The 25,145-nt window shown below is 42.0% G+C and carries 21 protein-coding genes and 1 riboswitch; of the genes, 14 read left to right on the forward strand and 7 right to left on the reverse strand.

Going from position 1 to position 25,145, the window contains the following annotated elements:
- Window positions 1-9 precede the first annotated feature (9 nt).
- A complete protein-coding gene (locus tag J500_RS08310; protein WP_034699078.1) occupies window positions 10-798 on the reverse strand; it encodes a crotonase/enoyl-CoA hydratase family protein in 789 nt (262 codons plus the stop codon).
- An 88-nt stretch (window positions 799-886) separates the two neighbouring features.
- A complete protein-coding gene (locus J500_RS08315; protein ID WP_034699082.1) occupies window positions 887-3,682 on the reverse strand; it encodes an ATP-binding protein in 2,796 nt (931 codons plus the stop codon).
- A 154-nt stretch (window positions 3,683-3,836) separates the two neighbouring features.
- Here J500_RS08315 and cysM point away from each other — a divergent pair, with 154 nt between their 5' ends.
- Genes cysM through J500_RS08335 form a run of 4 tightly spaced genes read left to right on the forward strand, consistent with a single transcriptional unit; the run spans window position 3,837 to window position 9,374 of the window.
- Entirely contained in the window at window positions 3,837-4,766 is a 930-nt protein-coding gene (gene cysM / locus J500_RS08320) for a cysteine synthase CysM (RefSeq protein ID WP_034699086.1), read from the forward strand.
- Between the two features lie 31 nt (window positions 4,767-4,797).
- On the forward strand, window positions 4,798-5,643 hold the full coding sequence (locus tag J500_RS08325) for a 3'-5' exonuclease (RefSeq protein ID WP_034699089.1): 846 nt from the start codon (window positions 4,798-4,800) through the stop codon (window positions 5,641-5,643).
- Window positions 5,644-5,651: 8 nt separating this feature from the next.
- Window positions 5,652-7,040: a 23S rRNA (uracil(1939)-C(5))-methyltransferase RlmD gene (gene rlmD / locus J500_RS08330; protein WP_034699092.1), complete on the forward strand. Its 1,389-nt coding sequence runs from the start codon at window positions 5,652-5,654 to the stop codon at window positions 7,038-7,040.
- 27 nt (window positions 7,041-7,067) lie between these two features.
- The gene (locus J500_RS08335) at window positions 7,068-9,374 is read left to right on the forward strand and encodes a RelA/SpoT family protein (protein ID WP_005001421.1); all 2,307 of its coding nucleotides are present in this window, start codon (window positions 7,068-7,070) and stop codon (window positions 9,372-9,374) included.
- A gap of 110 nt (window positions 9,375-9,484) precedes the next feature.
- Here the strand turns inward: J500_RS08335 and J500_RS08340 are convergent, their stop codons facing one another.
- The gene (locus J500_RS08340) at window positions 9,485-10,654 is read right to left on the reverse strand and encodes an acyl-CoA desaturase (protein WP_034699129.1); all 1,170 of its coding nucleotides are present in this window, start codon (window positions 10,652-10,654) and stop codon (window positions 9,485-9,487) included.
- Window positions 10,655-10,904: 250 nt separating this feature from the next.
- Here J500_RS08340 and J500_RS08345 point away from each other — a divergent pair, with 250 nt between their 5' ends.
- Window positions 10,905-11,402 carry an META domain-containing protein gene (locus J500_RS08345; RefSeq protein ID WP_004993961.1) on the forward strand — a complete coding sequence of 166 codons (498 nt, stop codon included), beginning with the start codon at window positions 10,905-10,907 and terminating at the stop codon, window positions 11,400-11,402.
- A gap of 31 nt (window positions 11,403-11,433) precedes the next feature.
- Here the strand turns inward: J500_RS08345 and J500_RS08350 are convergent, their stop codons facing one another.
- The 3 genes from J500_RS08350 to J500_RS08360 form a co-directional block, all read right to left on the reverse strand.
- Window positions 11,434-12,144, reverse strand: coding sequence for a glycerophosphodiester phosphodiesterase (locus J500_RS08350; protein ID WP_004993960.1), 711 nt, complete (start codon window positions 12,142-12,144; stop codon window positions 11,434-11,436).
- A 39-nt stretch (window positions 12,145-12,183) separates the two neighbouring features.
- Window positions 12,184-12,762: a cob(I)yrinic acid a,c-diamide adenosyltransferase gene (locus J500_RS08355; protein ID WP_004993959.1), complete on the reverse strand. Its 579-nt coding sequence runs from the start codon at window positions 12,760-12,762 to the stop codon at window positions 12,184-12,186.
- Window positions 12,763-12,846: 84 nt separating this feature from the next.
- Window positions 12,847-14,673, reverse strand: a complete 1,827-nt coding sequence (locus J500_RS08360) for a TonB-dependent receptor plug domain-containing protein (protein WP_004993958.1) — start codon at window positions 14,671-14,673, stop codon at window positions 12,847-12,849.
- A 35-nt stretch (window positions 14,674-14,708) separates the two neighbouring features.
- A riboswitch (cobalamin riboswitch) is annotated at window positions 14,709-14,921 on the reverse strand.
- 146 nt (window positions 14,922-15,067) lie between these two features.
- On the opposite strand from J500_RS08360, the gene J500_RS08365 reads away from it, so the two are divergent.
- The 4 genes from J500_RS08365 to J500_RS08380 all read left to right on the forward strand — a co-directional run bounded on the left by J500_RS08365 (window position 15,068) and on the right by J500_RS08380 (window position 18,642).
- A complete protein-coding gene (locus tag J500_RS08365) occupies window positions 15,068-15,712 on the forward strand; it encodes a phosphoribosylanthranilate isomerase (RefSeq protein WP_004993957.1) in 645 nt (214 codons plus the stop codon).
- 13 nt (window positions 15,713-15,725) lie between these two features.
- The gene (gene trpB / locus J500_RS08370; protein WP_171063292.1) at window positions 15,726-16,937 is read left to right on the forward strand and encodes a tryptophan synthase subunit beta; all 1,212 of its coding nucleotides are present in this window, start codon (window positions 15,726-15,728) and stop codon (window positions 16,935-16,937) included.
- 73 nt (window positions 16,938-17,010) lie between these two features.
- A complete protein-coding gene (locus J500_RS08375) occupies window positions 17,011-17,523 on the forward strand; it encodes a DUF1543 domain-containing protein (RefSeq protein WP_004993956.1) in 513 nt (170 codons plus the stop codon).
- Between the two features lie 123 nt (window positions 17,524-17,646).
- The gene (locus tag J500_RS08380; RefSeq protein WP_004993955.1) at window positions 17,647-18,642 is read left to right on the forward strand and encodes a DUF2804 domain-containing protein; all 996 of its coding nucleotides are present in this window, start codon (window positions 17,647-17,649) and stop codon (window positions 18,640-18,642) included.
- Window positions 18,643-18,664: 22 nt separating this feature from the next.
- On the opposite strand, the gene J500_RS08385 is transcribed toward J500_RS08380, so the two are convergent.
- Window positions 18,665-19,540: a metal-dependent hydrolase gene (locus tag J500_RS08385; protein WP_004993953.1), complete on the reverse strand. Its 876-nt coding sequence runs from the start codon at window positions 19,538-19,540 to the stop codon at window positions 18,665-18,667.
- Between the two features lie 117 nt (window positions 19,541-19,657).
- On the opposite strand from J500_RS08385, the gene J500_RS08390 reads away from it, so the two are divergent.
- The 5 genes from J500_RS08390 to J500_RS08410 all read left to right on the forward strand — a co-directional run bounded on the left by J500_RS08390 (window position 19,658) and on the right by J500_RS08410 (window position 25,145).
- A complete protein-coding gene (locus tag J500_RS08390; protein WP_004993951.1) occupies window positions 19,658-20,686 on the forward strand; it encodes an AraC family transcriptional regulator in 1,029 nt (342 codons plus the stop codon).
- 424 nt (window positions 20,687-21,110) lie between these two features.
- A complete protein-coding gene (gene trpA / locus J500_RS08395; protein ID WP_004993950.1) occupies window positions 21,111-21,914 on the forward strand; it encodes a tryptophan synthase subunit alpha in 804 nt (267 codons plus the stop codon).
- A complete protein-coding gene (gene accD / locus J500_RS08400) occupies window positions 21,911-22,807 on the forward strand; it encodes an acetyl-CoA carboxylase, carboxyltransferase subunit beta (protein WP_004993949.1) in 897 nt (298 codons plus the stop codon). The genes trpA and accD overlap by 4 nt, the downstream gene beginning before the upstream one ends.
- Window positions 22,804-24,090: a bifunctional tetrahydrofolate synthase/dihydrofolate synthase gene (gene folC, locus J500_RS08405; protein ID WP_034699101.1), complete on the forward strand. Its 1,287-nt coding sequence runs from the start codon at window positions 22,804-22,806 to the stop codon at window positions 24,088-24,090. The genes accD and folC overlap by 4 nt, the downstream gene beginning before the upstream one ends.
- Window positions 24,081-25,145 (forward strand): SPOR domain-containing protein, encoded by a 1,065-nt coding sequence (locus tag J500_RS08410; RefSeq protein ID WP_171071574.1) that lies wholly within the window; start codon window positions 24,081-24,083, stop codon window positions 25,143-25,145. The genes folC and J500_RS08410 overlap by 10 nt, the downstream gene beginning before the upstream one ends.

A 25,145-nucleotide genomic window follows, 5' to 3' on the forward strand; every position in this document is an offset into this window, starting at 1 on the left:
TATATCCATCTATTTGTATTGGCGCGGCAAAAATTCAGTTTCAGGATGTTTGTCCTTTTGACGTGCCAAACGGCTATTTTTACCGAGAATCAATTTAAGTTGCCAAAGTTTTTCCAAGCGTAGTGCTTTTTGGGGTTCGTGTTCCATCGCATCTAAAACCCGTTTTGCTGCCGTTAATGCATCAGGAGAACGCTGTATGAGCTCAAGTGCCAACTGATGTGCACGTTCCAGCGGATTTTCAGAAAGATGGGTGACCAGACCAATTTCTTTGGCATAATCTGCATCAAAAATACGCGCAGTTAGCGTTAATTCTTTCGCCAAATCTACACCGACCAAACCCTTAATCGTGCGAGTCAGTCCCATATCTGGAACAAGTCCCCAACGACTTTCCATAATCGACATTTTGGTTTCTGGCTGTGCAATACGAATATCTGCGGCAAGTGCCAGTTGCATACCTGCCCCAAAGCAATAACCTTCAATTGCCGCAATCACAGGAACAGGCAGGTTCTGCCATACCAAAAAGGCTTTTTGAAAGAGGCTTTGTCCGGGTTTTATTAGCTCCCATGCAGCATACAGGCTGTTTTTAGGTGCGTTTAAGTCAGCTAGATCAATACCTGCGCTAAAGACTTGTGCTTCACCAGTTAAAATGACACAGCGTACACGACGGTCTTTTTCAATTTTTTTTGCAGTGCTGACCAGTTCACGCAGTAAAGCAAAGCTCATGGCATTGCGTTTTTCTGGTCGATTCAGACGAACTGTGACGATACCATTTTGATTGCTGACATTAAGAAGCGCCATGTGTATTCCTTTGATTTTATTTATGTACGCAGCATAACATGAGCCAATCATGGAAAAATGACAGCTCAGTCACGTTAAAAACGCTTTGCTAAGACGTGGTATTTAAAATTTGTTGTGCTGCACTCTCAACTTCACGAATACTGAGTTGAAGTTCCTCAAAACGATTTAATACCTCTTGAATAAAAGCATCATCGGCACGGCGACGTTCTTTTCTCAAGGTTGAAACGAATTGTTCAAAGTCGCCAGTGACATGTTGTAATTTTGGTGTGCCGACATAGCGAGTTGCACCATAAAGACGATGCAACACATGTTCCAGTTGAGGGAAGTCTTCCAGTTCGATTAACTGTTGCATTTCATTGAGTTCAGTATCAAAGCTATCCACGAGCATTCTAAGTAAGTCTTGCGCCAGATCTTCTTTATTGGCTGCAAGTTGTAAGCTTTGCTGCCAATCTAAAATTGTGGGATCAAGCGCATCCATCAAAATAGTATTTTCAGGTCTGGTATTGCTGGCAAAATTATTTTTAGTCCATTCATTCAAGATTTGAATAATTTGTTCAATCTGAATCGGTTTAGTGACGTAATCATCCATCCCGACTTTGAGTAATTTTTGTTTTTCATCCGATAGTGCGTGTGCGGTTAAAGCAATAATCGGTAAGCGCATTTTGCCATCTAATGTCGATTCCAATGAGCGAATCGCGCGAGTGGTATCAATTCCTGACATCACTGGCATTTGAATATCCATAAACACAATATCAAATGGTTTTTCATCACGCTCAAGACGATTTTCAATAATACTCAAGGCTTCCTGACCACTAAGCGCTTTGGTGGTTTTCACGTTGAGTTCACCCAGTAATGCTTCGAGTACAATCAAATTGGGTAAATGATCATCCACCGCCAGCACATGTAAGCCCTGACCATTGAATTGCTCATGCTCAGGTTCAAAAATAGGCTGATTGCTCAACAGTTGAATCAAGGCAGCTCGACTCAGCGGCTGATACAGTGGTCTAGCTCGATATTCATGCAGCATATTTGGCTCAAGCGCCATTTGATAACCATAGACTGCGAGATTACTTGTATAGCGACTGCGAATTTCTTTGAGCAAGGCTTCGGTATCGCCACTATGATCGACAATTAACCAGGTGTTATCTGCGGATTTCAGGCTATTCAAGCGGCTGAACAGATCCAGAATAGATTGTGCTTCGGTATGTTGTACCTGATAGTTTTCAAGATAATGGCGTAGGATATTTGCAGTTGCAGGATGCGCCAGAAAAGACACCACATGTAAATGTTTAAATTGAGGATGCGCAATTTGGTGATCTTCATCCACTTGGAACAAGGCGGTAAACCAAAATGTTGAACCTTTTTCAGTGGGCGCGCGTTCCTGATTGTCTTCAAACCCAATTTGACCGTGCATGAGATGGACAAGTTGTTTAGAAATTGCCAGCCCAAGTCCAGTGCCACCAAACTGGCGGGGGACGGAAGCATCGCCTTGAGAGAAAGACTCAAATAGTTTTTTACGATCGGTTCCGCTTAAACCAATCCCACTGTCTTGTACGCTAAAGTGAATCAGACATTGTCCAATATCATCATGTTCGAGTCTTACCCGAACAATAATTTCACCATCAGGGGTAAATTTAATCGCGTTAGAAATCAGATTGGTCAGAATCTGTTTAAAACGTAATACATCCCCAATCACATGGGGTGGAATCTGGTCATCAAAATAAAATGCCATATCGATATGCTTTTGCGCCGCCAAAGGCGACAACATATCCATGACATCAAAAATCGCTTCTTCCAGATCAAACGACGCGGTTTCAAGCTCAAGCTTGCCGGCATCGATTTTAGAAAAATCCAGTACATCATTAATCAAAGCCAATAAATGTGCAGACGATTTACGAATGGTTTGTAAATAGAGGCTTTGCTCATTATTTAGATTTTGTTGACGCAACATTAAATGAATAAACCCATCAATACTGTTTAATGGCGTGCGTAGTTCATGGCTGATATTGGCAAGAAAAACCGATTTGGCCTGATTGGCTGAAATCGCCTGATCACGTGCTTGTCGATAGGTAATATTTTGAACTTCAAGTGTATCCAGTGTGCGTCTTAAATCATCTTCAGTTTGTTCGGTATGTTCTTTAAGTTCTAAAAAGCTGAAATGCAGGCGTTTCACCATATTGGCAATGTCACGCTGTAACAGTCGTAATTCGCCGGTACTGTTAATCACCATGTGTTGATCAAGTGTATCGGCATTCAGACGTTGTAGTTGCATCCGAATTTCATACATCGGCGCGATCCAGCGTCGCGAGTAAAAATTGAGACACAACAACAGCAATAACAGAGTAATGAGGCCTGTAATCACCAGTACGGTAAACACGCGATAACGTGCCAGTTGCAAAGGTTGATTGTCCATTTCAACCACAAGCCAAGTGGGTTGTTGTGCACTCTGAAGTTTAAGCCCATAAATACTATTATGATTATGTTTGATGGGGCCAAAAAAAACCAAGTCTGGAATACTTGGCCAAAAACGGGTATCACGATAACCGATGCTGAGTTGCACTTGTCCTTGTGCATCAATAATGGCTGCGCGCTGTAAATTCCGTTCAGCAAACATGCTTTGCATGATGGACTGGGCATAATCGTATTGATCTGGACGCAATGTGACCAGTTTCAATAAATCTTCGGATGTACGCTGATAACGGGTTAATAATGCGGCTGCGGCATGACGTTGCTGTAATTTGGCTGAATTACTGGTTTCATTTAACACCAGTACAGTGCCAACGCCTGTCAATACCATGATCGGGACAAAAATCAAGGCAATGAGTTGGCCATAAGCATGATTCAGATGTAAGCGTTTGGATAACTTTTTATTGAAATTTGACATAGCCCGATCAGATCTATCTCTTTGATCGGCATATTAACACGGCTTTGTCATAAACTGGCGAGGCTTTCAGCATTTTCAAGAAAAAGCCTGCGAAATGGGTGCAGTAAAGGTCATTTTTTCATACAATAGCCGCACCTCGATTTAGGTGTAGATCATGAGTAATACAGAACCTAATTTTTTTGCCGATGAATTTTTACTGGATCACTATGTAGGTAAAACGCCTCTGGTTCGTTTACAGCGTTTAGCCAAAAATAGCCGAACGACAGTATTGGCAAAACTCGAGGGCAATAATCCCGCTGGTTCTGTGAAAGACCGACCTGCTTATAATATGATTATGCAGGCTGAAAAACGCGGTCAGATTCAACCTGGCGACACTTTGATTGAAGCCACCAGTGGCAATACCGGAATTGCACTGGCGATGGTTGCCGCGATGCGCGGCTATAAAATGAAATTAATTATGCCCAATAATATGAGTCAGGAACGTAAAGATGCGATGCTGGCTTATGGTGCGGAGTTAATTGAAGTGACTCAGCAACAAGGCATGGAAGGCGCACGTGATTTAGCTTTGCAAATGCAGACCGACGGTCAGGGTTTAGTCTTAAATCAATTTGGTAATCCTGATAATGTCGAAGCACATTACTTAACCACTGGCCCTGAAATCTGGGAACAAACAGGCGGTAAAATTACCCATTTTGTCAGCTCGATGGGAACCACGGGTACCATCATGGGCGTATCTAAATATTTAAAAGAACAAAATCCAGAGATTCAAATCGTGGGTTTACAGCCTTCTGAAGGGTCTAGTATTGCAGGTATTCGTCGCTGGCCAAAAGAATATTTGCCGACAATTTTTGATGCATCTCGCGTAGATCGTATTATCGATATTCCACAGATTGAAGCTGAAAAAACCATGCGTCGTCTAGCGCGTGAAGAAGGCATTAGTGCAGGAACATCATCGGGTGGCGCGGTTTGGGCATCGCTCAAAATTGCAGAAGAACAACCTGATGCCGTGATTGTCTGCATTATCTGTGACCGTGGCGATCGTTATTTATCAACAGGTCTGTTCTCTGTGCAGGATCCTGAATAAACATTTTAACGAGTACTCTTTAGAGATTATTATGCGCTTTCCGACACTGGTTTTTGATATTGAAACCTTGACTGATTTAAAGGCGGGGGCGCATTTATATCATTTGGATCTGCCTGATGATGATCTGGAACAAGCACTGAGTAAAATTCGCCGTCAGGAATCTGGCATGGATTTTCAGCGTTTGCCCTTACATGAAATCGTCTGTATTTCTGGTTTATGGGTGGATGAGCATGGTTTAAGGCTGTTTTCCTTTAGTCAGGAACATTATTCTGAAGCTGAGATCTTAGCCAAATTTCTTTCTATTTTTGATAAACGCTATCCGAACTTAGTCAGTTGGAATGGTTCACAATTTGACTTGCCTGTGATCCTGTTTCGTGCCATGTATCATGGTTTGTCTGCCCCCAGTTTATTTGATCAGGGTGAGTTAGATACGCAAAAGCGTTATAATAACTACCAGAATCGTTATCATCATCGGCATATCGATGTGATGGATGTCATGGCAATGTTTAATGGTCGCAATTTTCAGAAATTGGACGATATCGCATGTTTGCTTGGCTTTCCCGGAAAACGTGGAGAATCGGGTTATCATGTACCAAGTTATGTTCAACATGAACAATGGCTGAAACTGACCAGTTACTGTGAAGGTGATGTACTCAATACTTGGCTGATTTATCTACGTTGGTTGTTACTCAAGGGGCAATTGTTGCCACAGGATCATGAACAGTGGATTCAGGCGACCATTCATTACTTACAGCAACAATCGCAACACCATGAGTTTTTACAGGTCTGGCAACAGACCAGTGATCATACTCCATTCACGCAGCATTATTTTTCTTCAAATTCTCGCGACTCATCACCCAACTCATCAAATCATTAGGTCTTCTCTTGAAACACGCCACTAAACCTTCTGCTCAACCTCCTGTGTACACTTTTCAGGTCGAGTCCTTATCGCATGAGGGGCGTGGTATTGCGCATTTTGGAACAGATGTAGAACATCCTGAAGCCAAAACAGGTAAAAAAGTTTTTATCCGCTATGCGCTGCCGAATGAAATCGTTCGCGCCAAAATCACGCATGAAACCAAACGTCTGGAAGAAGGGGAAATGCTCGAATTGTTGAGTGAACCTTCTCCATTGCGCGTAGCCCCGATTTGTCCTCATTATGGCATTTGTGGCGGTTGTAGCATGCAGCATATAGATTCTAATGAACAGATTCAGTTAAAACAGAATGTATTGAAGTCACATTTGCAACATTTTGGCGGATTACAAGCGACGCAGTGGTTGCCTCCTTTGCGTTCAGCGCAGCAGGATTACCGACATCGGGCGCGTATCGGTGTGCGTTATTGGCCTACCAAAAAGCAGTTAATAATGGGCTTTCGGGAGCATCAAAGTAATCGTTTAATCTCGATTGGTACTTGTCCAATTCTGCAAGTACGGTTGTCAGAGGCTTTACCTGAATTAAAACAATTACTGCAAAGTTTAAAAGGCAAAGGCAGTATTGGTCATATAGAGTTGGCGATGGGAGATTCAGAGATCGCACTCTTGGTTCGCCATGTCGAGCCGCTCGCTTATAAAGATATAGATCAACTACTGGGTTTTGTAAGACAAAAAGGCTGGCAACTTTATCTGCAACCTAAAAGCTTTGCGAGCAGTTTAAAACGCGTGGATGAACAAGCAGAGATGCGTCTACATTACAGTTTGCCTGAATTTGACTTAAATTTTGCGTTTTCGCCGCTTGATTTTACGCAAGTTAACCCAAGTGTAAACCAACAGATGGTACAATTGGCATGTGAATTGCTACAGCTACGACAGGGTGAGCGCGTGCTCGATTTATTCTGTGGTTTAGGTAACTTTACTTTACCGCTGGCACGTTGTGTTGGAACAACTGGGCGAGTGGTGGGAGTAGAAGGTAGTGAGGACATGGTACAACGTGGAACAGAAAATGCGAAACGTAATGAAATTTCACAAGTTGAGTTCTATTCACAAGATTTAACAAAAGATTTTTCGCATCATTCTTGGGCAAAACAGGGATTTGATGCATTATTGATAGACCCTCCACGTGCGGGTGCATATGAAGTTATGCAGTACATTCCGAACTTTGGAGCAAAAAGAATCGTTTATGTATCGTGTAATCCAGCAACACTGGCAAGGGATGCAAGTGTACTGGCTGAGCATGGTTACCAATTAAAAAAAGCAGGGGTGATGGACATGTTTACTCATACGGGTCATGTTGAATCTATTGCTTTATTTGAAAAAATGAAAGAGCTAAACGATTAAAAATGAGTATCACCATAGGAGAATGGTATGGTCACAGTACGTGAACAGCTACCTGAACGACTAATTGAGTTGTCAGATGAAACGACTGTAGAACATGCCGAAGAAGCACAACGTGAACTGGCAGCATGGCTGGATCGCGTTCGTGATATTTTAGACGGGGCAGAGCTAACCAAGCTTGAAGAAATTGCTTATCTTATTTTACAAAAAGAGTTGACCCTAAATACCCACCATTCATCCAATACCTTTTCAACAGGCATTGGAATGGCTGATATTTTGGCACATTTACATGTCGACGAAGATACTCTGTGTGCAGCGATGCTGTATCGTTGTGTCCGTGAAAATGTCATTACACTGGAAGAAATTCAGAAAAAATTTGGAGAGCAGGTTTATAACCTCGTCAAAGGCACTTTGGCGATGGGTAAACTGTCTGAATTAATTGAAAAAAACAAACGTCTTGAAGATCACTTTAATAATAATCAGCGCGAACATTTAAGTGGCATTTATAAGATGCTGATTTCAGTGACTGAAGATGTCCGTGTTGTATTGATCAAATTAGCTGAACGGACACTGGCATTACGTGAGCTGGCGACGTCATCTCGTGAACGTCAGGAACGTGTAGCACGTGAAATTTTAACCATTTATTCTCCTTTGGCACACCGTCTGGGAATTGCCCAACTGAAATGGGAACTGGAAGATTTAGCATTTCGCTATTTAGCGCCAGATCGTTATAAAGAAATTGCATCTTTACTTAATGAAAAACGTCTTGAGCGTGAACAATACATTCAGTTTGTGATTGATAAGCTCAAGACCGAGCTTGCGGAACATGGGATTGAGTCTGAGATTACAGGGCGTGTTAAACATATTTATTCAATTTATCGGAAAATGAAGAGTAAAAACTTAAGTTTCGATCAATTGTATGATATTCGCGCGTTACGTGTTTTAGTCAAAAGCATTCCAGAATGCTATCACTCATTAGGGATTGTTCATCAAATCTGGCGGCATATTCCGCATCAATTTGATGACTATATTACCAACCCGAAAGCCAATGGCTATCGTTCTTTGCATACCGCGGTGATTGCTGAAAATAAATCACTGGAAGTGCAAATTCGTACCTATGAAATGCATGAAGAAGCTGAGCTAGGGGTATGTTCACACTTTAATTATAAAGAAGGCTCTAAAACCACAGATCATTCTTTTAATCATCGATTACATTCTCTTAGAGCGGTGTTGGAGCATTATCAGGAACGTAATGAAAGTAATGTCCATAAGCATGACGATGAATCAGAAAATTTAGAAGATCTTCAAAATTTTGAAGACTTTGAAAAGATTTATGTGTTTAGTCGTGATGGGGATATTAAGGAATTACCACGCGGTTCTACCGTTTTAGACTTTGCCTATCATGTACATACCGAAGTGGGTAACAAGTGTTATGCCGCGCGGGTGAATCAGCGTTATGTACCCCTCACATATGCCTTAAAAACAGGTGAGCAGGTTGAGATTTTAACCAAAAAAGATCGTGAGCCGAACCGTGACTGGTTGGTGAACTCTCTGGGTTATATTAAAACTGCTCGTGCGCGTGATAAGTTACGCCATTGGTTTAGACAGCAGGATCGTAGTAAAAATCTGGAAGTCGGTCGTGAAATTCTGAATAAAGAATTGGCACGTTTGGCGATTCATCCAAAAAGTATTGATCTCAACGATTATTCATCACACTTTAACCTGAAAACAGGTGATGACATATTGGTTGCATTGGTCAGCGGTGACATTAGTCTGCATGCCTTGATTAATCAGGTCAATCGTCAAATGCATCTGGACAATGACGAACCTGAACTGGTACTTAAACCGACACTGAATCCGCGTGCTAGTCATACTCTGTCTGCACATGGTATTTTGATTGACGGTCTGGATAATGTCGAACTTCATATTGCCCAGTGCTGCCAGCCTGTACATGGTGAATCCATTGGTGGTTATATTACGTTGAATCGTGGCGTGAGCATTCATAAAGTAGCTTGTCCAGATTATTTGCGCATGATCAAAAATGAACCAGAACGTGCAGTTGAAGCAGACTGGGAAATGCAGCCGACTCGTGGTCAAAGTGTGCAGATTGTGATTGATGCCTATGATCGTCGTGGATTGCTCAAAGATCTGACACAAGTGATTTTTTCAGATCAAATCAATATTCGTCAGGTCAATACCATCTCTGAAGCCGATGGGATTGCTAATATGAAACTGTTGATTGAAGTTAAAGGCTTGGCACAGTTATCTCGCTTGCTGGCACGTTTAGAGCAACAACCTGGAATTATTAGCGCCCGTCGCTTGGTACAGGGCAATTAAAATTCATATCTGAAACCATGAAAAACAAAGAAGCCCATCTATTTAAGATGGGCTTCTTTATGAATAAGGAGAAGATGCTGAAGAATTAGATCAGCATCTGATGATGATCATTATTCAGAAACTGCATTGCGTTTTTTGACATTACGCATCAAAGTTTCCAGACATTCGCGATGGTGACTTAAACGATGTTCGAGTAATTGAAAATCGACTTTAAGTTTATGATCCATTTGATGAATCTTTTCTGCCATTGCGGCTTTTTTAGCATGCAACTCTTGTTCTTTCAACTTCGCCCAGTCATTAAGTGTCAGAGTAAATGCCTCATACTCTTGAGCAATACGCTGCTTCATTTGAGCAAGGTCAGTGTTGACATCATGACCATAGATAGCCAAATCTTGCTCTGCATATTTAAAACGCATCGCTAACTCAGCTTTTTGAATGTTAAAACTTGGAATACGGCGTAAGTTTTTCGCTAAGCCCAGTTTTGAACACGACCAGATCAACCATTTAGTTGGGTCATATTGCCACCATTTCACCCCATTACGATAATCGTATTGGAAGATGTGATGGTAGTTATGATAACCCTCACCCCATGTGGCAATCGCGAGCCAGAAATTATCACGTGCCGTGTTTTCATCCGTATAAGGACGTTTGCCCCACATATGACAAAGTGAGTTAATAAAGAAGGTCACGTGATGGCTCAAAATTAAACGAACCAGACCACCTAACAGCATGACGCCCCAAACATCACCGACAGCCCAGCCCACAGCGCCCAGAATGACGATATGAACCGCAATGACCAGTGGAATGTAATATTTGTGTTGGAACATCACCAGTTTGTCATTGAGTAGATCTGGTGCATTTTTGAAATTTGGTTCTGCTGCTGGATAGTCACGTAACATCCAGCCAAGATGTGCGTACCAGAAGCCTTTTTTGATGGAATATGGATCTTTTTCAATATCGTCTACATGGCGATGATGGGTACGGTGTCCTGAAGCCCAGAAAAGGATACTGTTTTGAACCGCAAAGGTTCCCATAATCATCAGGATGATTTTTAACGGTAAAGTCGCTTCATAGGCGCGATGTGCCCACAGGCGATGATAACCAGCCGTAATACCTAGACTGCTCATACCTAAAAGTACAAACATACTCACCCATGATGCCAAGCTAAAATCATGGTGATAAGCGTAAAGTGGGATCGCAATAACCGCGACAATCGGTAAAAAAACTAAAGCAAAAATTGCAATCCAGTTGATTGGGGCTTGAGTTGCGGGAGTATTCATCTCCATCAGCGCTCCTGGAAACCTTTTTGTGAAAGGTTAAAATAGTACTATCTGGCCCTGAAATTATAACGAACATGACGGGCTACGAATTCATCATATTAACATGAGCGAACACATGTTCACTAGCAATATTGTACAAGTGTATTGATCAAAACAGTAACAGAATTCAACAATGTGCTTATTGATTTTATCGCAAGATCCATCATGTTTATGAAAGATAAACGATGCAATCAAATAGGGTAGGCATTTTGTGAGACATTCTTTACGCAACTTACTGTTTTTAAGTGTGGTTTTCGCTTTGATAGGCTGTCAAAGTACAACAGCACCCATACAAAAAAATAACGGCAAACCAGCGTTAAACGCCCACCATCTCAAACAGTCATCTGTTCAGCCTTCGCGTAAAAGTATCGATGGTGTACAAGATGTGACTTGGCAGATTACATCTGTCCTGCAAAAACGCGCTAAATTTTTTAATCAAATGCCTTTTCTGACATTGAACTCAGCTGTGCAAAGCGTTCAAGGCAATACGGGCTGTAATACGATTTATGGTCGTTATACCTATAACTTTGCCTTACAGCAACTTGATCTGGATGTTCGGGCAGGCCACCAAAGTTGCGATGGTGCATTGGCACAAGAAGCTGAATTGATGGATGTCTTGCAACGTGTGAAACGATTTAAGTTGCAAGGTAATCAGATATTGTTGTTGGATCAAAGTGGGCAAATTGTAGTTCAAGCCCAGAAGAAATAAACCAGTTTGGATCAGTGAAGATTTAATGATCTTAAAGTGCTGCCAACATTTGCTTTGGATAATCCGTAATTAGGCCCTGAATGCCTTCATCCCTGAGTTGTTTGGCACGGTCGATATCATTGACTGTCCAAACACTAATGTTTAACTGCGCTTGCTGGGAAAGTTGTAGCATGTCGTGGGTGGCCAATTGATCCATCCAGCCAATATGACAACATCCTAGCTTTTGAGCTATTTCAATGGCTTGAGCCTTTATATCTTCTTCAATCAAAAAACCGCGCTTAAAGTTGCTGTTTTGTTGTTGTAGAGAATGCAGAATTTTTTCATCAAAACTGGTGATGGTGACTTGTTGCTCAAAGCCTTGTAAATATTGAGTTAAGCTTTGGGTGAGTTGTTCAGCATCAGCTTGATTATTTACCGCTTTCACTTCAACTTCGATATGATCAAAATCATGTAATAGATTTAAAACCTGTGTAAGTGAAGGCGTGTATTCAGCTTGAGGCCAATTCTGCCAGTTGTGACGATGGTCAAATTGTTGTAGATCAATATCCTGATCATATACCGAGCCAGAAACACCTGTAGTCCGCAAAAAATTATCATCGTGAATAATCATAAGTTGATCATTGCTGAGTTGACGAATATCAAACTCAACAGCGCGAATGCCTAAGTCTCTTAAATACTGAAAACCACCCAGTGTATTTTCAGGTGCTTCGCCCCGTGCGCCACGATGACCAATGATTTGCATAGTTGAGTTATCCAGAATATGACCTTGTGATTTTAAAATTTAAATCGTGTCATTAATATTACGTTGCCATAACACTTCTGAGCCACCACTTTCACGCTGTAAGGTTCGAGATGCCACAAATAACCAATCTGACAAACGATTCAATAATTGTAATGAGGTGGTTTGAATATTTTGATCGCGTTGCTGGACCGTAATCAAACTGCGTTCTGCACGGCGACATACCGCACGAGCTTGATGTGCATAACTACAGGCCAAGCTACCAGAAGGCAGAATAAACTCTTTAAGCATTGGAAGCTGCTCATTCATCTGGTCAATACTTTGTTCTAAGTACTCAATGCTGGCATCTTGCAACAAAGTATAGTTGGGGATACAGACTTCACCGCCTAAATCAAACAGCCAGTGTTGAATCAGACTTAAATGTTTTTCCCATTTTTCTTTTTCATTGTTGTCAGAGTTGGCTATTTGTGCTCTTAAAACTCCTAAGATCGCATTTAACTCATCGACTTCACCGAGTGCAGTAATGCGTAAATCATCTTTGGAAACGCGAGAGCCATCGCCCAAACCTGTGGTGCCTGCATCGCCAGTGCGGGTATAAATCTTACTTAAACGGTGTCCCATAAATTTTCCTTCAAAAAAAGGATAATGTCGGTCATTACATTATCCTTAAACTGCGCTGTTTAAAATATTTTTATCTATTTTTGTTTAATACGAAAGCGTTACTCCTGCTGAAGCAAGGCGACCGCCGTTGATGTAGTAACTACCGCTACCATAGGCTGTGCGATAGTTTGTATCTCCGATATTTTGAATATTGGCGAATACTTGAACATTCTGGTTAATATTGTAATGACCATGCATATCAATGCGTAAGTGACCTGGAACTTTTACATCATCATAGGCGCTATTGTCATAAGAACCATTTGCCATCACAGTCGTCGAGAAACCATAATGCTCATCTTGCCAGCCAGTAGTTAGACTCACATTCTGACGTGGACGACGGCTCAAGTCTTCATGAGTGTTATCATCTTTGGCGCGAACATAGTTATAACCTAAATTTGCATAAAGATGTTCACCTTGCCATTTGATATAGGCTTCGCCACCTTCCATTTTAGCTTTGTCTACGTTCTCCATTCGACTGCCACTATAGTTAATTAAGTCATCGACTTGAGTAGTATAGAGTGATAGGCCTGTAGAAATGTTGTAGGCTAGTTTTTGGTCAACCCCAATTTCATAAGAAATACTTTCCTCTGGTTTTAACTCAGGATTACCGCCGTAGGCATACATGTCATTTAAAGTCGGTGCTTTAAAGGCTGAACCAATATTTGCATACACGCTAGTAAGCGGAAGTAGTTGGTAGCGAATTGCACCTTGAGCCACGGTGTGGGTTCCAAATTTTTCATTATCTTCAACCCGTAAACCCACTTGGGTATTTAAGCCTGCCTGATTATATTGGTGTTGGATATAATAACCTGTTGAATCAATATCTTCGCTGTATGGTGTGCCGTAAGAGATTACATCACCATCAATATTGCGATGCGTTACACCTAACAGAATATTTTGATGTGCAGTAAAATTCCATTTCCCATAAAGTTCCGCTTCTTGAGTTTTACTATGAACAAAGTCATAACTGTTGAGATAGTTAGGATCTTTTTGGTTAATATCATCCTTAAACTGAGATAAACGAGCATTTAACTCGATATTCTCGAGCAATTTTACTTTACCTTTTAAATTAATGACTTCATTTTTAAAATCTTGATTGACCAAGCTACCATAGTTGTCATAAGCACTATTCCCTTCATTTTGGCTATAATCAACGGAAGCAGCGTAGTTCTCTTTGTCTACACCAATTTTGGTACTAAAACCTTTTTGATCATAAGAAGCATCCGCTGCATTGGCGCTGTCTTTAACAGGCGTTCCATCAGTTTCAAGACGTTGACCGCGTACTTGCGCATAAAAACCATTTTCTGCTAAATCTGCACCAACTACAGATTTATAGGTTTTATTTTCGCCGACTTCGCCTGTCACAAAGGCTGAGTTTTTTTCTGGTGTTTTTGAAATCAGTTGAACCACACCAGAAATTGCATCAGAACCATAGAGTACCGAAGCAGGCCCTTTCAAGACTTCAATTTGTTTAATATCTGTCGTATCGATAAAAGGCAAAGATGCCGTTCCCGAAGTAGCAGAGTTTAAGCGAACACCATCCCGTAAAATCAGAGTTTGGTTTGAATTACCGCCACGTAAAAAAATCGATGCAGTTTGTCCATAACCACCACTTTGCACCATATTAATGGCAGCTTCGCTCATTAATAGATCTGGTAAAGATGCAATTGGAGATTGTTCGAGTATTTGAGGTTCAATGATAGAAATCCGCGCAGGGACTTCACTCACTTTCTCTGCACTTTTAGAAGCTGTAACGACAATAGGATCAAGTTTGGTGGCATTCGTTGATTCATCTGCAAATGCAACAGATGAAAACCCCATCGCAATAGCGATAGCACCCACTAAACGAGTAGGTTGTGAAGAAATAGACATGATGTGCTCCATACATTCACCCCACGTGAATGATTGAGTTGACGGATGCAACAAGCAGGTCTCCGGACTTCAATATTATACCTATGAGGGTATTCACATATTCACCTTCCCACATTTGATCATGCAGTGGTGTTAAGCCCAAATTAGCCCAAAAAATATGCTTTACATTGTTACCGTTGCGGGGGCAGTGCTGGAGTTTCACCAGCTTCCCTATGGCGATTGCTTTGACTTGTTGCCATTTGGGCGAAGTATAAAGTCTGGCTGTGAATTAAACAATCTGAATACGATCTATTCACACTAAGTTTTTCCGCAACAGAACGAAATTGCATTACAATAGCTTTCTTTTTATGATTTATAGATGGCTATAGATCAGGCAACCAAGAGCCATATCCTTATGCGAACGCGCGCAAAAATTTGCGGTATTACCCGTTCTCAAGATATTTTATCGGTCGTTCAGGCAGGTGCTGACGCCATAGGCTTTGTATTTTTTCCACCAAGTCCGCGTTATGTTAGCCCAGCGCAAGCACAGCAACTCATCAAAAATATTCCGCCGTATGTACAAACAGTGGGTTTATTTGTGAATGCCAGTGCAGAACAGATTCAGACAACACTTGAGCATGTCGCATTGGATATCATACAGTTTCATGGTGATGAAACGCCTGAGCAATGCCAGCAGATAGCGAGCGTCTGTAAACGCCGTTGGTATAAAGCGCTTCAAGTCAAACCTGATCTGGATGTCGTGGGTGAAATTCAGCGTTATCAGGCTGCGGGGGCCAGTGCAATTTTACTCGATGCATGGCATCCTGAACTCAAAGGTGGAACGGGTCATCAATTTGACTGGTCGAAGTTTCCTAAAATAGATATTCCTCTGATTTTGGCAGGAGGCCTAACGCCTGAGAATGTCAAAGATGCGATTGAAATAACACATGCTTACGCGGTAGATGTGAGTGGCGGTGTAGAATCTGCCAAAGGTATCAAAGACCAACAACTTATAGAAAGATTTATGCAAGGAGTCCAACGTGGATCAGCAAAACGCTAGTCAAAACGGTCAGATGGTTGACTATACGCAATATCCAGATGCTCGTGGGCATTTTGGTATTCATGGCGGACGTTTTGTGTCAGAAACGCTCATGGCGGCTTTGGAAGATTTAGAAAGTCTTTATAACCGTATGAAAAATGACGAGCAATTTTTGGCAGAATTCGACCGTGATCTGGCTTTTTATGTCGGACGTCCTAGTCCGCTATATCATGCAGAGCGCTGGTCGAAACACTTGGGCGGTGCACAGATTTATTTAAAACGTGAAGACTTGAACCATACAGGTTCACACAAAGTGAACAACACCATTGGTCAGGCATTATTGGCGAAACTTTCAGGTAAAAAGCGGATTATTGCTGAAACAGGTGCAGGTCAGCATGGTGTTGCTACTGCAACGATTGCCGCACGTTTGGGCATGGAATGTGTGGTTTACATGGGTGCTGAAGATGTCAAACGTCAGGCCATGAATGTTTATCGTATGCGTTTACTCGGTGCAACTGTTGTGCCTGTGCAAAGTGGTTCAAAAACCCTTAAAGATGCCATGAATGAAGCCATGCGTGACTGGGTCACCAATGTTGACAGCACCTATTATGTGATTGGAACCGTGGCTGGTCCGCATCCGTATCCGCAATTGGTACGTGATTTCCAATCGATTATTGGTCGTGAAGCACGTCAGCAAATTCAGCAGCAGGCCGGTCGTTTACCTGATGCTTTAGTCGCCTGTGTCGGTGGTGGTTCGAATGCAATGGGCTTATTCTATCCATTTTTGAATGACTATGATGTCAAAATGTATGGTGTCGAAGCGGCTGGTTATGGGGTCGAAACAGGTAAACACTCTGCGCCACTCAATGCAGGACATATCGGTGTACTGCATGGTAATCGGACTTATTTGATGAGTGATGCGCAAGGTCAAATTATTGAAACGCATAGTATTTCAGCAGGTTTAGATTATCCGGGTGTAGGCCCAGAGCATAGTTTCTTAAAAGATATGCAACGTGTGCAATATGTGCCAATCAACGATGACGAAGCCTTACAGGGCTTCCGTGATTTGACTCAGATTGAAGGAATTATTCCTGCACTCGAAAGCTCTCACGCAATGGCTTATGTCACTAAACTGGCACCAACCATGTCGAAAGATCAAATTATTATTGCGACAGTTTCAGGTCGTGGTGATAAAGACTTGATGACGGTTGCCCGTGTCGATGGCGTTGAAATGGTTGAAATGTAATCTTTAACTTATTTGTTTTTAGGATTTAGGCTGCCGATCAGGTGGCCTTTTTCTTCAACAAAAGAGAATAAAAATGTCAAATCTATTTGTGGTCATGCTCGGTGGTCGTCATGCCCGTGCCAATACCGAAGTGCATGATGTAGTCTTTGCCATCGGATCTTCGCTAGAAGACATCACACCGCAACTGAAACAAGCATGGTTTGGCGAGCTAAAAGGCCTACACATCGATGCATGGATGAAGGTAAATGGTGTGGAATCTGAAGGCGTATCTTATCAAGTCTATTTCTCTCATGCTGCACCATCTGCACAGGATCAAAAGCTATATTTGATTAATCTAGGTGGCTACGATGCACGTGAATTTGGCGAATTACATCGTTATGTTTTGGTGGTTGCCCCCGATGCAGTGATTGCCAAACAACGCGGTAAAGCTTATATCGATCAAAAATGGCAAAAAGCCCATACCGATCGGGTGCTTGAGGTGGATGATTGTTTGGCGATTGATTGTGTGCATGGACGTTATATTCATTTAGTTCAAGGCTCATTTGCTCCAAATCATTGGGAAAATACTTATCTCACTTTGGCTTAAATGTTCGGATCTCAAAATAATCGTATAGAAAAACAATATGTTTTTCATCTATAAGTGAAAATTGTGTAAAATTTGCACGTGTGTCCTGATTTTTAAATGGATCATTTAATCGGATAACTGAAAATGGATTTAATACAAGAAAGTGGCCAACCACGTTATGGTCGTTTTAAGGAAATTCCGAGTGCGATTAGTCTGAGTCGTTATGTCTATCAATCGCCTTTCGGCAAGATAGAAAAAGGCTGGCGACGTAAACTGAAATATAAGAAATTTAAATTTTGTAGTATTCAGCACGAACATTATTCAATTGGGCTTGCCATCGCCGATATTGCGTGGGCAGGGCATGGTTTTTTTTATATTTATGATCATGCAACCCAACAAGTGCTAGAGTGGAATGCCATTCAGCCTTTGGCGCGTAAAACTCATGTCGATGAGCAACCACAATTTAATCAAAGTTATTTTTACAAAGCACCTTTTGAAATTGAAATGCAACATGCCAATGGTGTGCGCTATGTACGTGTGACCAAATATGGCGAAATTAAACTCAGCGCGCGAATTTTCTGTGCGGGAACGGAACCTTTAAGTTTATGCTCGCCCAATGGTATTAATGGCTGGACTTATACCCAAAAGAAAACGACTTTGGCCGTTGAAGGATATTTTATCAATAAACAAAATCAACTGATTGAGTTTAATGATAAAACCTTTGCTGCTTTGGATGATACCTGTGGATTTTTGCGTCCCGAAACTGCGTGGTTCTGGCTCTCCTGTAATTTTTGGGATGCTCATGGACAGCGTATTGGAATTAATCTGGCCTCTGGAGTGAATGAAAGTTTTGGGAATGAAAACTGTCTGTGGGTGAATGGCCGTCTTTATCCGCTGAGCGATGTCTTGTTTGAGCGCGTACAGGAAAATCGCTGGCGTATACGTTCTCTGGATGAAAAGTTGCAACTTGAAGTTGAAACGGGTTGGCGACGTTATGAAAATATTAATCTCAGAATGGTGGGCAGTCAGTTTAGCCAATGGCAAGCTAACGTCACTGGGCAGATTCAACTCGAACAGGGGAATGTGATTCAGCTCAATGCTGAATATGCCTTACTCGAACAGCATTATGCCAAATGGTAATGTTTCGAGTGAACAGCAGGCTTTAATAGCCTGCTTCCCAAAACGCTTGACCTGCTAAAATAGGATCACCCGTTTCTTCGTAGGTTTTAACCCAGACATCGTATTGATGAATTACAGGATGCAGGCTGGGATGAAAGTCAGATTTATACCAGTCCAGATATTCCTTTTTCATCGCCGTTAAAATTCCCTTGCGCCCTAAAAACCACGGTAAGCCTTTACGAAACAATTGCAAACGCTGCCGACCATTAAAACCATCACAGCGTAACATCACATTGGCACGATATAAGGTGAAGCCGAGCATCAAAGCGGTGGTGATCGCCAGCGCAAATTTACGAGTGGCCTCAGGCACTTCTCCGACCTGTTGCATCACGTCAAAAGCCACATCACGATGCTCCATTTCCTCAATCGAATGCCAAGCCAACAAAGCCCGAACATAAGGGTGAACCTCTTGCAGCGTTGCTTTTTTGCTATAAAAGGTTTCTGCCATCAATGCAGTCAAATGTTCTGCCGCCGCAGTCATGGCGATATTGTATTGTGGTGAACGTTTGGTGAGCTCAAAGCGGAAAATCTTTTTGAGCGTGGTCGTAAATTGCTCAACGGGCATACCTTGCTCTTTCATGAGTTGATTCATTTTGTCATGGGCAATGCCATGCTGAGCTTCCTGTTTAATAAAGTCAGCTACTCGTGCCTGTAAGTCAGGATCCTGAATCTTGTCACGAAATAATCGGACGCACTCGATAAAATAACGTTCGCCATCTGGAAAAGTCAGGCTCAGCGCATCAAACACACGAGTTCGAAACGGATCACCTGCAAACCAAAAACGAGGAATATCTTCAAGTTTAAAGTCTAGTTTGCTGCGCACCACAGGATCGACCTGATATTGTACATGGGCATTCATTTGTTTTAATTCTCGGTTGAAACAATGATTTTAGTATGGCGACAATCATCCGTTTTGTTTTGACAGTTGTTGCCATATTTTATACAAATAGCGACATGAGACAAAAAGGATGTCGCAATGTCAGTAAAAATCATAGTGGGATATGTACGCCTTCTACATCGCGTCTTGCAACATTATCAACTGGAATCTCTGCTGAGTGGTTCAGAACAACAGTCGCAATGGCAACAATTGACTGATGCATTGAACAACGATGCTGAACAGGGTTTCGATTTAACAGTTTATCTACAGTTGATGAAGCAACTCCAGCGGTATTTTAAACGTCCGATTAGTTTGGTTATGGCTGAACAAGCTAGTTTGCAGGACGCGGGGATGATGGGCTATCTGGCATCCACCAGTTTAAACTTACAACAGGCGATGTATCTGCTTGAGCAATATTATCCCTTATTGTTTCAACAAACCAATCTGGAGCAGCTCAAAATTGTGGAGCAGGATCAACAGATTCAGATCATGTGGAGCGGAAATTATCAGGATTACCGTGAAATTTATGAATTGAATTTGTCATTAATCTTTAGAATTTCCAAACTGATTGCGCAGGAGCAATTGATCCCGCCTCGTTTGATTCAGTTAGGACTGCCCCCGCATTTATCATTAAGCCATTATGAGCAGTTTTTTGGCTGTAAAATTCAGCTGTATGTGGGGCAATATAAAATCTGTTTTGATCAACAGGTACTACAAGCACGAAGTTTTGCTGCCGATCAACAACTCAATCAGGTGTTATCCACTCAAGCTAAACAGTCCTTACAACAAGCGGATACGTTTGAGCACCGACAGCAGTTATTAAAACAAAAGGTCTGGGGTTTTATTGAACAGGCATTAAAACAACAAAATGAAGTCATTCAGGATTATGTCGCCAGACAAATGCATTATTCTGAACGAACTTTACAACGGCAGCTCAAATCTTATCAGCTTAATTTTCAGGATATTCTGGATGAATATCGTTTGCAGCTCAGTCAATATTATTTACAGCAGGGCCGTTCACTGGTCGAAATTGCGGCACTCTTGGGTTATGCCGATCAAAGTGCTTTTGGTCGAGCCTTTAAACGCTGGACAGGGAAAACGCCAAAACAATTTTTAAAACAGTTTTAGTGAAATAGAAAACACTTTGAAAATTGGCTAAATTTTTAAGCGTACAAAGTCAAAACAACGGGATTTAACGATTCACTTTTAGAGCTGCGTATATGAAAGTGCCATGTTTTTCATACATCGGCAGATCACTTTAATGACATTGTATCGTGACTTATAATTTTGTTTTTATATCATTTTTTTTATAAATTTAGATTTTATTGAAGATTTTATTGCTTTAAATGATGGCTAAAAATAGGAAGCTTTGATCATTGAGAAAAAAAGCAAAATATTGATAAATGTATAGTCTGGGTTGTAGGGAATCACAACAACAGCGTATAGGTGAATGCGAAAACTGTTCAATGAGCAAAAAATAGCGTTACAATGCGGTGTTCTGTATTTCTACAAACAACTCCTCAGTTTTTAAAATCAAGGAAAGCACAACCCTATGTCACGTCTCGCCACTCGTTTTGAACAGCTTAAATCCCAACAACGTAAAGCGTTGGTTTCTTATGTGATGGCGGGCGATCCTGAGCCACATGTCACAGTATCACTATTACATAAAATGGTTGATGCAGGTGTGGATGTGATTGAACTGGGCTTACCCTTTTCCGACCCAATGGCAGATGGGCCAGTGATTGCACTTGCGGCTGAACGCGCTTTAGCAGGTGGAACCAACACGCTTGATGCACTGAATATGGTCAAGGAATTTCGTAAAAATGATACAGAAACGCCTGTAGTTTTGATGGGATATTTAAATCCTGTTGAAGTGATTGGTTATGAAAAATTTGTATCAACTGCGAAAGAATCTGGTGTAGATGGCATTCTTTTGGTGGATATGCCGCCCGAAGAAGCCAAAGATTTGGATGCTGTATTAAAGCAGCACGATATGGATCAAATCTTTTTGCTCGCACCAACCTCAACCGATGAGCGTATTCAACATGTCGTAAAACAAGCCAGCGGCTTTATTTACTATGTATCACTTAAAGGCGTAACCGGTGCAGCAACCCTAGATACTGCTGAAGCTGCGGCACGTATTGCCAAGATCAAAACACATACTAACGTACCTGTGGGTGTGGGTTTTGGGATTAGTGATGCGGCATCTGCCAAGGCTATGGGACAGGTTGCCGATGCGGTAATTGTGGGAAGTGCTTTAGTTAAACCTTTTGCTACATTGGCAATCGACCAAGCGGTTGAACAAACGGTCAATAAAATCAAGGAGCTTCGAGCTGCGCTCGACGAGTTAGTATGAATCAAGAAGTGAAATCAGGGAAAATTCTTAGCCCATCGACGCCGTGGACTGAACGTCATGTTCCTGGCATCCACACGCCTGATGAGCAACAAGTGCTTAAGGCAACATTTACTGAGCCAACGATTGAATGCCCTGAATGTCATGCATTGGTGACACGTACTGCAATCGCATTCAATGCCTATGTTTGTCCACAATGTGATGAACATTTGCGTATGAAAGCACGTGATCGTTTAACATGGTTTTTTGATCAGATCCAAACCGAACTGGGTCAGGAATTTGCAGCCAAAGATCCACTTAAATTTGTCGATAGTAAGCCTTATCCTGAGCGTATGCGCGAAGCACAAAGCAAAACGGGTGAAACAGAAGCTTTAGTGGTAATGCAGGGCAGTTTAAATCATATCCCAATGGTTGCTTGTGCCTTTGAATTTGATTTCATGGGCGGTTCAATGGGAACAGTTGTAGGCGATCGCTTTGTTCAAGCGGCTGAACGTGCAATTGAACTTAAACAGCCTTTAGTCTGTTTTGCTGCTTCTGGCGGTGCACGTATGCAGGAAGGCATGTTGTCGCTGATGCAAATGGCGCGGACATCTGCTGCGATTCAGAAAATGAAAGATGCGCATTTACCCTACATTGTAGTTTTGACTCATCCTGTCTATGGTGGCGTAACGGCATCTTTGGCAATGCTAGGTGATGTACATATTGCTGAACCTAAGGCCATGATTGGTTTTGCGGGTAAGCGAGTCATCGAACAAACGGTACGTGAAAAACTGGATGAACCGTTTCAGCGCGCCGAATATTTGCTTGATCATGGGGTAATCGATCAAATTGTTCATCGACATGCATTACGTGATACTGTATCCCGTATCGTGGCGAAATTGATGAATTTACCTTGAAACCTGATGCTCCAAAAATAACAGATAATTTAGATACATGGCTCGATTATTGGGGCCATGTTCACGTTACAGGGATTGATTTAGGTCTGGAACGTGTGATTCCAGTGGCTGAGGCTCTGGGTGTCATGCAACCACAAGCCAAAGTATTTACCGTGGCTGGAACCAATGGTAAAGGATCAACGACAACCACGTTGGCCTCCATTTTAAATGAACAGGGTTATCAGGTTGGCCTTTATCAATCGCCCCATATTTATCGTTTTAATGAGCGGGTTAAATTAAAGGGTCAGGAAGTTGATGACCAGACTTTAATCGATGCTTTTGTCCAAGTGGATCAAGCGCGTCGTCAGTGTGAGTTAAGCCTCTCCTTTTTTGAAGCCACGACTTTAGCGGCTTTTGTTATTTTTAAACAAAAACAATGTGATGTCTGGGTACTTGAAGTCGGCCTGGGCGGTCGTTTGGATGTCGTGAATGTGATTGATCCCGATATTGCGGTGATTACCAATATTGGTCTGGATCATACCGATTGGCTGGGCGATAGCATTGAAAAAATTGCGTTTGAAAAAGCAGGGATTATGCGTCCCGATATTCCTGTCATTTTTGCTGGCCTACAAGATTTACCACAAGCGATTCAAACTCAGGCCGATCAAGTCAACGCTAAATTATACGTGGCGCAACAAGATTATTTTTATCAAGCTGCGGGTGATGGTCAAAGCTGGAATTTTGCATCATCAGGAACCACATTAAAACTTCCACTGAGTTCCCTAGCACTGGAAAATATTTCGACTGCGGTGGCTGCGGTACTTTTGAGTGGATTAGATATTTCTCAGGCAGCATTGAGCAGCGGAATCAAAAAAGCACAATTGGCGGGTCGTTTTGAACAGCGAGTCATCGCAAATAAAACCGTTATTTTTGATGCTGGTCATAATGCACATGGTGTAGAATTTTTGTTAAAGCAATTGCGAAATTTCTTGGAATACAATAAACAGTACACAGAAGTTGTTGCTGTATTTTCAATGTTGGCCGATAAAGATATAAAATCAGTGGTAGAGCGATTAAAATCCACTGTTTTAAATTGGAAAATTGCGCCGTTGAATGTTCCTCGTGCTGCACCGTTATCTCAATTAATGGATGCATTACAAGGTGAGACAGTACACAGCTTTGAAAGTATCCAAGAGGCGTTTAAATTAGCACTTGAGCAAACCAACAATAATCAGCTAATTTTAGTCTGTGGTTCGTTTCATACATTAGAAGCGGTGTGGGAGTATTTGGAACAATGTCAATGAATAACAAACAGCGCTGGATGGGCGGTGTTGTTTTATTAGGTGGTGGTGTTTTATTGGCAGCATTACTCCTGAAAGGAAAAGAAGAAATACACCAAACGCAAGTTCAAACCCAACCAAAAGTCGAACAACCTGCAAAGGACAATAATCGTTCAAATCAGGCGGGCGAAATGGTTCAGTTACAACCGCTCGCAGTTGATGTTGAAACGGAAAAGCGTTTACTTGAAGAACAGCGCCGTGCGCGTGAAAAAGCGGTGGCAGAACAAGAAGCTCGTGCCGCAGACTTTCTAGCGCAACAACAACAGGCCGAGGCCGCAGCCGCGCGTAAAGCCGCAGAAGAATATGCAGCGATCAATGCGCGTCGTAATGCTGCTCAGGAAAGTTCAGACAATATTCCGCCAGAAATCACGGATCAAACAAAAAATACAGCGCAAAATACTGCACAAAAAGCCACAGACCAAAAAAAGTCTGAACAGCAAAAACTTGATGCAGAGAAAAAATTGGCTGAGCAGAAAAAACAAGCTGATGCTCAAAAGCTGGCTGAACAGCAGAAAGCTGAGCAATTGAAAAAGCAGAAAGAAGCCGAAGCCAAACGTAAAGCTGAGCAAGAGCGCGTTGCCGCAGAGAAAAAGGCAACTGAAGATAAACAGCGACAGTTAGACGCGGAAAAAGCAGCCAAGAAAGCGGCTGAAGATAAACGTAAAGCTGAAGCTGAGAAAAAAGCAGCAGATGAGAAAAAGCATAAAGCCGAAGAAGACGCCAAGAAAAAAGCAGAAGCTGATAAAGCACGTGATTTGTTGGAAAATGGCGATAAAAACTGGATGGTACAAGTGGCTTTAGCTGCCAACCAAGCCAATGCAGATGCAGTGGTTTCCAAACTTCGTGCCAAAGGCTATAAGGTCACCACCAGCCCTACTTCTAAAGGCATTCGAATTATGGTGGGGCCATCTAAAAGCCGCGAAACTGCCGATGCTGCACGGAAGAAAATTGTGTCAGATAGCAGTTTGAATATGAAATCAGCTTGGGTGATCGACTGGGTTCCACTCGATCAGCGTTAA

It is taken from the genome of Acinetobacter sp. 479375 (assembly GCF_000581715.1).
In the GTDB taxonomy this organism is placed as follows: Bacteria; Pseudomonadota; Gammaproteobacteria; order Pseudomonadales; family Moraxellaceae; genus Acinetobacter; species Acinetobacter ursingii.